This is a genomic window from Moraxella sp. CTOTU47915 (assembly GCF_031986685.1).
GTDB classification, from domain to species: domain Bacteria; phylum Pseudomonadota; class Gammaproteobacteria; order Pseudomonadales; family Moraxellaceae; genus Faucicola; species Faucicola tetraodonis.
The window spans coordinates 34,912-43,589 of record NZ_DAMAAE010000011.1 but is presented as its reverse complement, the minus strand read 5'-3'; the positions used below and the strand labels follow the sequence as shown (position 1 = coordinate 43,589).

Here is an 8,678-nt window from a genome sequence, read left to right as displayed (position 1 = left end):
AACGCGGGACCAATGGATTAAAAGTCCACTGCTCTACCAACTGAGCTAACGATCCTGAGAAGCGTTAAGAAAACGTCTGGGAGACGTTTTTAGCTTCGCAAGAGCAAATCTATGATTTGCTAAAGCATTAAAAAATTGCAAAGCAATTTTGATTTCACAAGTCAAATTCATAAAATGACATTGTGAAACTTTCAAAATATGGTGGATCGTCCGCGACTCGAACGCGGGACCAATGGATTAAAAGTCCACTGCTCTACCAACTGAGCTAACGATCCAAAACTTTTAAGGCAATACAAAACGATTTTCACGTTTTTATTTTGGCTATTGCCGTTAAGTGAGTGCATATTATACGCATTAAATCTTAGTTTGCAAGCCTTTTTGCACAAATTTTTTAACTAAGGATTTGCATCAAGATAGCGGCTTAAATTCATCGACTTATCATACCTTTAACTTATCTAGCCTTGATTAAATAAATCTTGATTGGCTAGACGTGGATTAACTAGGTATTAATTAACTAGGTGATAAAACTTTTATTCACCACCTGATAAGGCATCGACAGGATTGAGTCTCGCGGCATTGCGCGCCGGAATAAACCCAAAAACCACACCAATGAGAGTGGAACACACCACAGCCGCTACAATGGAGGTGGTTGAATACACCACTTGGAAATTACCCCCTGCAAATTTGTTAATTAAAGCGCCGATACCAAACGCTAGGCTAATACCTAAAATCCCGCCCAAGATACATACCAAAATCGCTTCTATCAAAAACTGCTGCATGATATCAGATTGTCTTGCGCCCACTGCCATGCGCACACCAATTTCACTGGTGCGCTCGGTGACTGAGACGAGCATGATATTCATGACGCCAATACCCCCCACGATCAAAGAAATAATGGCTATCGACGAAACCAGTAATGTCATCGTGCCTGTGGTGGATTCAATCGTCTGACGAATTGAATCAGAATTTTGAATACGAAAGTCATCGGTGCCGTGTCGCTGCTCTATCAAATCAGAAACAGCTTGCTCAGCGGCACTAGACGAGATAGTATTTTTTAATAGCACAATAAAACTATCTACATGACTGGTGCCAACCATTCTACGCATCACAGTGGTATAAGGCATATACAGGGTAGGGGTGTCTGAACTTGGACCAAAAGCTTGTTCAGATGGCTGCAATACACCGATGACGCGAGCGGGCACACTACCCACCAACATCACTTCACCAATGGGGTCGCTGACATTGCCAAAAAAGGCGGTTTTTGCATTATTATCAATAATCACATCTTGGGTCATCGAGGTGATACTATTGTCATTAAAAGTTTGCCCAAGCGCGAGTTTTTCGCCTTTCACCGTTAGATAATCTTTGCCCACGCCACTGACATTCACAGAAGCTTCTGTTTCACGGTAACGGGCGGTGGCGGTATTGCTGCTGACTTGTGGACTGACGCTTTGCACATAAGGTTGTTCTGCGACAGCATTGGCATCGGCATCTGTTAAATTATTATCATGGTATTTACGGCGAGGGTCACCAAATTTATAGCCATCTCGTACGGTTAAAGTATTGGTGCCTAAGGAGCTGATATCATTGAGAATTTTTTGTTGAGAGCCTTGCCCTAGACCCACTACCGATACCACAGAGGCAATACCAATGATAATACCTAGCATGGTTAACAATGTCCGCATTTTATGGGCTTTCATCGCCAAAACAGACATCTTAAAGGCTTCAGATAAGCGGTCTAAAAACGCGGTAACACCAGACTTTTTGGCAAAATTTAGGTGTTGAACCGCTTTGGTTTTATCAAATCTATTGTCGGTATAATAATCTTTAAGAATCTGTCCGTCTTTGATTTCAATCACGCGTTCGGCTTGGGCAGCGATAGAAGGATCGTGGGTCACCATAATGATGGTATGACCTTGGCTATTTAGATTTCTCAAAATTGCCATCACGTCTTTGCCCGATTGGCTATCTAATGCCCCAGTCGGTTCATCAGCCAGGATAATGTCGCCACCATTCATTAAGGCACGAGCAATAGACACACGCTGTTGTTGACCACCGGAGAGTTGGCTTGGGCGATTTTGGGTTTTTGCCGCAAGCCCTAAGTCGTCTAATAATTGAGTGGCGCGCGCTTCACGTTGCCGCACCGGCATCCCTGCATACACAGCGGGGACGGCGACATTGTCTTGGGCATTGATGTCACCGAGTAAATGATAGCGCTGAAAAATAAAGCCAAAATGCTCACGGCGAAGCTCGGCAAGTTCGTCTGCGCTGAGTTTGTCCACCGCTTTGCCATAGATGTGGTAACTGCCCGCAGTCGCCTGATCTAGGCAGCCTAAGATATTCATTAAGGTGGATTTACCCGAGCCTGATTGACCGATAATTGCGACCATTTCACCTTCATAAATGGTCAAGTCAATCCCATGTAAAACCCGAATTTTTTCATCACCTGCAGGGAATTCGCGGATTAAATCCTTCACTTCCATAATAGGTTGTTTGGTATCTTGCGTTATCATCAGCCGTGTGTCTCACAGTTAGCATGCGTCATAGGGTTAGCATGCGTCATAGGTTACAATCAACGTTTACAATCTAGGGTTATCATCTACCAATTATTACATCATCGGTGGACGACCATTATTTTTAGACGATGAACTTGATTTACTTGCCGTTGCTTGACCCACAACCACCTTATCCCCTTGGTTGACGCCGCTAAGAATTTGGGTGGTAATACGATTGGTGACACCTGTTTTGACCGCTTGTTTTTTGGTAGTACCGTCGGCTTGTACGACTTCAACATAACTGCCTATTTTTGGGTCGGTTTTGATTGCCGCAGCGGGTACGCTAAGCACATTACTGACTTTATTTTCAACAATATAGACTTGCGCTGTCATGTTGATACGTAGCGCGCCATCGGGATTGGGGACAGTAAAATAACCAATGTAATAAATCGCTGAATCCGTTGACGTCGATGAATCACTGGCGGTAGTGCCATCGGGCGCAGGTCCAATGGTCGACAGTGTGGCTTGGTATTTCTTATCTGGGCGTCCAATGATATTGAAATAAACAGGCAACCCTACTTTTAGGTTAACGACATCGGCTTCTGATATTTTGGCTTTCACCCGCACACTACTCAAATCTGCCAATGTCACAATGGTGGGGGCTGATTGATTGGCGTTTACTGTTTGCCCTTGTTTGGTGGTGATAGAAATCACCGTGCCTGATATTGGGGCAACAATTTGGCTATATCCAAGATTTTTTTCAGCCGTATTGACGTCCATTTGCGATTTTTTTATGGTTTGTTGTGCACTCACAATATCGGCTTGCGATGAGGCAATATTTGCTTGGGCAGTCACAATCGCTTGTTGGTCACTGTCTACATTGGCTTGGGCTGTTTTGACAGCGGTATCCGCTTGCTCCAGCTCTTGTTTGGAGATGGCATTCATGGCAAGCAAGGATTTTAGGCGATTGTATTCTGTTTGCGATTGTTGCAAGGTTGCTATTTTACCTTTCAAGTCGGCTCGCGCTGTGGCAAGTGCGGCTTGTTTGGTCTGATAGGCGGACTTGGCACTTTCCAAATTCGCTTTGCTTTGCTGTAAGGTAGCTTGCTGCGCGGCTAAGGTATTTTGCAGGGTAACTGGGTCAATTTGAGCAATAACATCGCCCTTTTTGACCGTATCACCTACTTCGACATACAATTTTGTCACTTCCCCTGACACCTGAGCGCCCACATCCACTTGTTTAATGCCTTCAATTTTGCCCGTGGCCATCACACTGTTTTCAATATCGCTACGCTCGACACTAGCGGTGATGTAATTGGGTTTTTGGGGTTTGGGTTTAAAGTACCAATAGGCTAACGCTGCCAGTGAAATAACGATCAAACTTAAGATTGCCCATTTGAGCCATTTTTTTTGGGTAGCGGTCATCGTGCCAAGCCTTATCAAGGGATAAACAATTGAAAAAAATTAAAGGTAAACAAATAAAGTTTTTAACACTGAGCATTAAAAGCTAAATGAGAATAAATTGCAATAAAAACAGGTAAGTCGGAAGGATTTTTAATTATAACCACATAATCTTGCTGGATTATAAAATAAATGTTATGAGTAAGAAAAACGCATTAAAAATTTGAGGGTAGTGGTTTGATGGTCGGGTTGTTTGAAGGGTTGCAAAGATTGCGGAGCATTTTTAAAAGCAACTTTTAAAGTAACTTTTAAAGCAACTAGTGAAATAATGGTTGACCCGCTAGACGAAAAGCGAGTTGGTAGAGCAGCTCCCAAGCCGGTTGTTGCACCAGACCTTTGATGGCTTGGTCGGCTAGGTACAGTGCGTCCGACCAGTTTCGGGTAGCGTCATGGGAATGACGATGCAGCGCTTTACTATACAGCTGTTGCTTGCTTTGCCAAATGCCGAGGCTTTGATAACTTGCCCCTGATTGCAAGCTTAAAATATTGCGCATGTCTTTGGCTATCATCCATAACACTAGACTCTCTGGTTCTTCACTGGCTTTGAGTTGCTGCAAGATTTTTGCAACCTGCGCAGTATCACCTGCCAACATGGCATCCGATAAATCAAAGGTGGTAAACATAGATTGACTCACCAACCCATCAAACAGCTGAGACTCATCGATGGTCACAAAATGGGTAGGAGGATTGGCATCTGTTGTAGCATAGAGATAGGAGAGTCGCCACAGACTTTGGTAAGCTGCCAGCAAATTATGCTGAGTTTGTGCCATCAGTATTTGCCAAGCGGGTTTGGTGAGTTCGAGCCCAAAATCTTGGGCGTGTTGCTGTAGCAATTGTTCGCGTTGCTGCTCTTGATAAAGATGACATTCGATGACGTGACCAAATTTATCGCAAAGCGAAAAAAACGCACTGCTTTGGCTTTTCTTATCGTATTTATCACTGATAATGACTAAGCAATTGCTCTGATTACTCGTCGCAAATTGCGCTAATTCTGCTAACGCCTCTTTATCAGGTTTATGATTACTATGAACGACAATGGCTTTGTTGTCGTCAAACAGTGACAGACTGTTCAGCTCTGCCAAAACCGCTTGCCATGATTTGGCGCTGGTAATATCCATGCGCGAAATTGCCATATTATGTTGCCGCCAATTGGGCGACATTTTTTCTATCAGCCACTGTGACAGCAAATCTTCATCGCCATGCATTAGCCACACCCCAGTGGCGGGGTCTTGGCTATTTTTGAGATGTTGAAAGGCATTTAAAAAATTGTACTGCATCAGCGTATTATCAATTAGGTGTCAATTAAGTATCAATTAGGTTAGGGGGTGGTGGCGGTCGGCACTTTGGTGATTTTTGGAAGGCTCAGTGCGACATATTGGTCAGCAATACGCTGCGCCAGGTTGTCATACAACCATACTTTAATTTGCTCAGCTTGGGGATTGTCGGTCGCTACCACGCCTTGGTCATACTGATAACTGCGCTGTACTTGAATCGTATTGGTCAGCGTGCGGGGTTGACCATTTTCAATGGCGCGATAGCTCACCTCTGCGCTTAGCACCATGCGAATTTCGGTCAAAATACCGCGTAGCTGGTAGTTTTGCAGGCGAATGTTTTTGACTTCAATACTGGCAGGCAAGGCGTCATTTGATTGGGTGGTTGCATTTTTATCAATCACCCTATCTTGAGTGTTAATGCTTAGTTGGTCGAGTTGTTTTTTTAACGCATTTTTAACCGCATAGGCTTCAGGCGTGTTGTTAAAAATCAGCTCAGTGGTTGGGATATTCTGTGACATAGGCGCATCATACCCGCGTAGATGAAAACCACAGGCAGGTAGCTGCGTCAGTAACACACTGCTTAGGAAGATACGAAGAAATGGCTGATTCATATAGTTACCTGTCTGTTAGTTACCCATCTATGATTGTCGGTATTGCTTGTGATAACACTTTATTATGAAGCTGCAAGATAAAGCTTTAAGGTAAAAAAGGGCTTAGGTTGCCAATAAGCCCTTGTAATCAATTAGGCTTTTACCACAATATTGACCAATTTATTGGGCACCACGATTTCTTTGACGATATCGCCGGTGATAAATTTAGCGACGCTGTCGAGTTGTTTCGCTTCGGCTTTTAACCAATCGCTATCACTGTTTGGCGCCACATCCATTTGACCCCGGATTTTGCCGTTGACTTGCACCACCATGGTAATAGTGTCTTGTACCAAGGCTGAAGTATCAACGGCTGGATAGGTTAGTGTCATTACATCAAGCCCTAACTCCTCAAGTAGGACTTCTGCCATATGCGGCGCGTACATGGTGAGCAAGGTCAATAACGTCAACAGTGCTTCATTGGCTACCGCCAAGTCGCTGTCTGAATGAATGTCAAATGCAGTGAGTTCGTTCGACAGTTCCATTAAAAATGACACAGGCGTATTGAGCGCCAAGTTTTTGCCAAAGGCGTCATCTAATTTGCCGATCGTATCATGTGTTTTACGGCGTAGATTTTTAGCGGCTTTACTCAGCGACTGGGTGTCACTCACCGATAGCGTTGTTGCGGTTAAAGATTGTTGTGCCAATGTTTCGGCATGCTCGATGGTATAACGCCATACTTTTTTCAAAAAGTTATACGGACCTTTTAGTCCATCGTCAATCCATTCAAGCGTCTGGTCGACAGGCGCGGTAAACATGGTGTAAAGTCGAACTGTATCTGCGCCATATTGATCAATAGTCGCTTGCGGGTCGACACCATTGTTTTTTGACTTTGACATTTTTTCGATTTTGCCAATTTTGACTGGCTGACCATCGGCTTTTAAGGTCGCTTCAATGGGCTGACCTTTATCGTTGTAGCGGATATCAACTTCTTCTGGAAAGTAATAGGATTTGCTACCATCGGCATTTTCGCGAAGATAAGTACCCGCCAAGACCATGCCTTGGGTGAGTAAATTAGCAAAAGGTTCATCACCCTGCACCAAGCCTTCATCACGCATAAGTTTGTGGAAAAAACGCGCATACAGTAAGTGTAACACGGCGTGTTCAACACCGCCTACATATTGATCTACAGGTAGCCATTTATCGGCCGCGACTTTATTAATCATCCCATCGGTATAATTGGGTGAGGCAAAACGCGCGTAATACCAGCTTGATTCTACAAAAGTATCGAAAGTATCGGTTTCACGTTTGGCAGGCTTGCCGCAACATGGGCAGTTGACGTCGGTAAATGAAGCAAGATTGTTGAGGGGATTGCCACGCCCATCGGGCACCACATCTAAAGGTAATACCACAGGCAGCTGACTTTCAGGAACAGGTACTGTACCGCAGTCTGTACAGTTGATAACCGGAATTGGGCAACCCCAATAACGCTGGCGAGATACTCCCCAATCGCGTAGCCGATAATTGATGGTTTTTTTACCCAAGCCTTTTGGCTCAAGTTGGGTTAAAATGTTGTCAAAGGCTTGTTTAAAATTTAAACCGTCTAACTCACCCGAGTTAATAGCCACGCCATTTTGCTTATCGCCATACCAGTCTTGCCAAGTCGTCGCATCAAACTGTTGACCTTGCTTATGGTTTTCGTCCAGGTCAATCACTTGCTTAATAGGTAACTGGTATTTATTGGCAAATTCAAAGTCGCGTTCATCATGCGCAGGGACTGCCATGACAGCGCCAGAACCGTAGCTCATTAATACATAGTTAGCGACCCAAACAGGCACTTGCTGACCTGTCAACGGATGGGTGACAGTCAGACCCGTATCCATACCCATTTTTTCAGCTTTGGCTAAGTCTGCCTCGGCAACTGAGCCTTTTTTGCAGGCTTCAATAAAGCTTTGTAGGGCAGGATTGCTCGCGGCAGCGTGTTTTGCTAGTGGATGCTCAGCTGCCACCGATACATAAGTCACGCCCATTAAGGTATCTGGGCGGGTAGTGAACACGTCTAGGGTTTTTTCTTCACCATTTAAGGTATAGGGGAAATGAATTTCCATGCCTTCAGAGCGACCAATCCAGTTGCGCTGCATGGTAATCACTTGCTGTGGCCAATGACCTTCTAGCTTATCCAAATCATTTAACAGCTCGTCTGCATAGGCGGTGATATTAAAGTAGTACATGGGGATTTCGCGTTTTTCAATTAGCGCACCTGAGCGCCAACCGCGACCATCCACCACTTGCTCATTGGCAAGGACGGTATTATCAACAGGGTCCCAATTCACTGTTGAGAGTTTTTTGTATACCAAGCCTTTTTTGAACAGTTGTACAAATAGCCATTGTTCCCACTTGTAGTATTCAGGCGTACAAGTGGCAAATTCACGTGACCAGTCAATCGATAGTCCTAATGATTTAAGCTGCGCGCGCATGTTATCAATGTTTGAAAACGTCCACGCAGCAGGGGCAACAGCGTTGGCAATCGCTGCATTTTCTGCAGGCATACCAAACGCATCCCAGCCCATTGGCTGCAATACTTCATAACCCTTTAACCGATAGTAACGACTCAACACATCACTAATCGTGTAGTTGCGCACATGTCCCATATGCAGTTTACCACTGGGGTAAGGAAACATAGACAGCAAATAACGTGACGGCTTATCAGATGCCGCATTATTTACTTGATAGCGATTATGTTGTTCCCATTTTTGTTGTTGGGCGGGCTCAATCTCTTGGGGTTGGTATTGACTGGTTAAAGCTGAATTACTCATAATGGTCTGAATTTGCAGTATTTGAATGGGAAAGTATTTTAAGCC

5 protein-coding genes and 2 tRNA genes (1 of these 7 running past the window's edge) are annotated in these 8,678 nt (G+C 44.4%); all 7 read right to left on the bottom strand.

Annotated elements, in window-relative coordinates; genetic code table 11:
• Positions 1-55, bottom strand: a tRNA-Lys gene (locus RTL34_RS09315); it reaches 121 nt to the left of the window's first position.
• 144 nt (positions 56-199) lie between these two features.
• A tRNA-Lys gene (locus tag RTL34_RS09310) sits at positions 200-275 on the bottom strand.
• Positions 276-530: 255 nt separating this feature from the next.
• Complete coding sequence (locus tag RTL34_RS09305) at positions 531-2,513, bottom strand: MacB family efflux pump subunit (RefSeq protein WP_312116416.1); 1,983 nt, start codon at positions 2,511-2,513, stop codon at positions 531-533.
• Positions 2,514-2,609: 96 nt separating this feature from the next.
• A complete protein-coding gene (locus RTL34_RS09300) occupies positions 2,610-3,920 on the bottom strand; it encodes an efflux RND transporter periplasmic adaptor subunit (protein ID WP_312116414.1) in 1,311 nt (436 codons plus the stop codon).
• Between the two features lie 293 nt (positions 3,921-4,213).
• Positions 4,214-5,233 carry a DNA polymerase III subunit delta gene (gene holA / locus RTL34_RS09295; protein ID WP_312116412.1) on the bottom strand — a complete coding sequence of 340 codons (1,020 nt, stop codon included), beginning with the start codon at positions 5,231-5,233 and terminating at the stop codon, positions 4,214-4,216.
• Between the two features lie 41 nt (positions 5,234-5,274).
• The gene (locus RTL34_RS09290) at positions 5,275-5,841 is read right to left on the bottom strand and encodes an LPS-assembly lipoprotein LptE (RefSeq protein ID WP_312116410.1); all 567 of its coding nucleotides are present in this window, start codon (positions 5,839-5,841) and stop codon (positions 5,275-5,277) included.
• A 131-nt stretch (positions 5,842-5,972) separates the two neighbouring features.
• Complete coding sequence (leuS, locus tag RTL34_RS09285; protein ID WP_312116408.1) at positions 5,973-8,633, bottom strand: leucine--tRNA ligase; 2,661 nt, start codon at positions 8,631-8,633, stop codon at positions 5,973-5,975.
• Between the last annotated feature and the right edge of the window lie 45 nt (positions 8,634-8,678).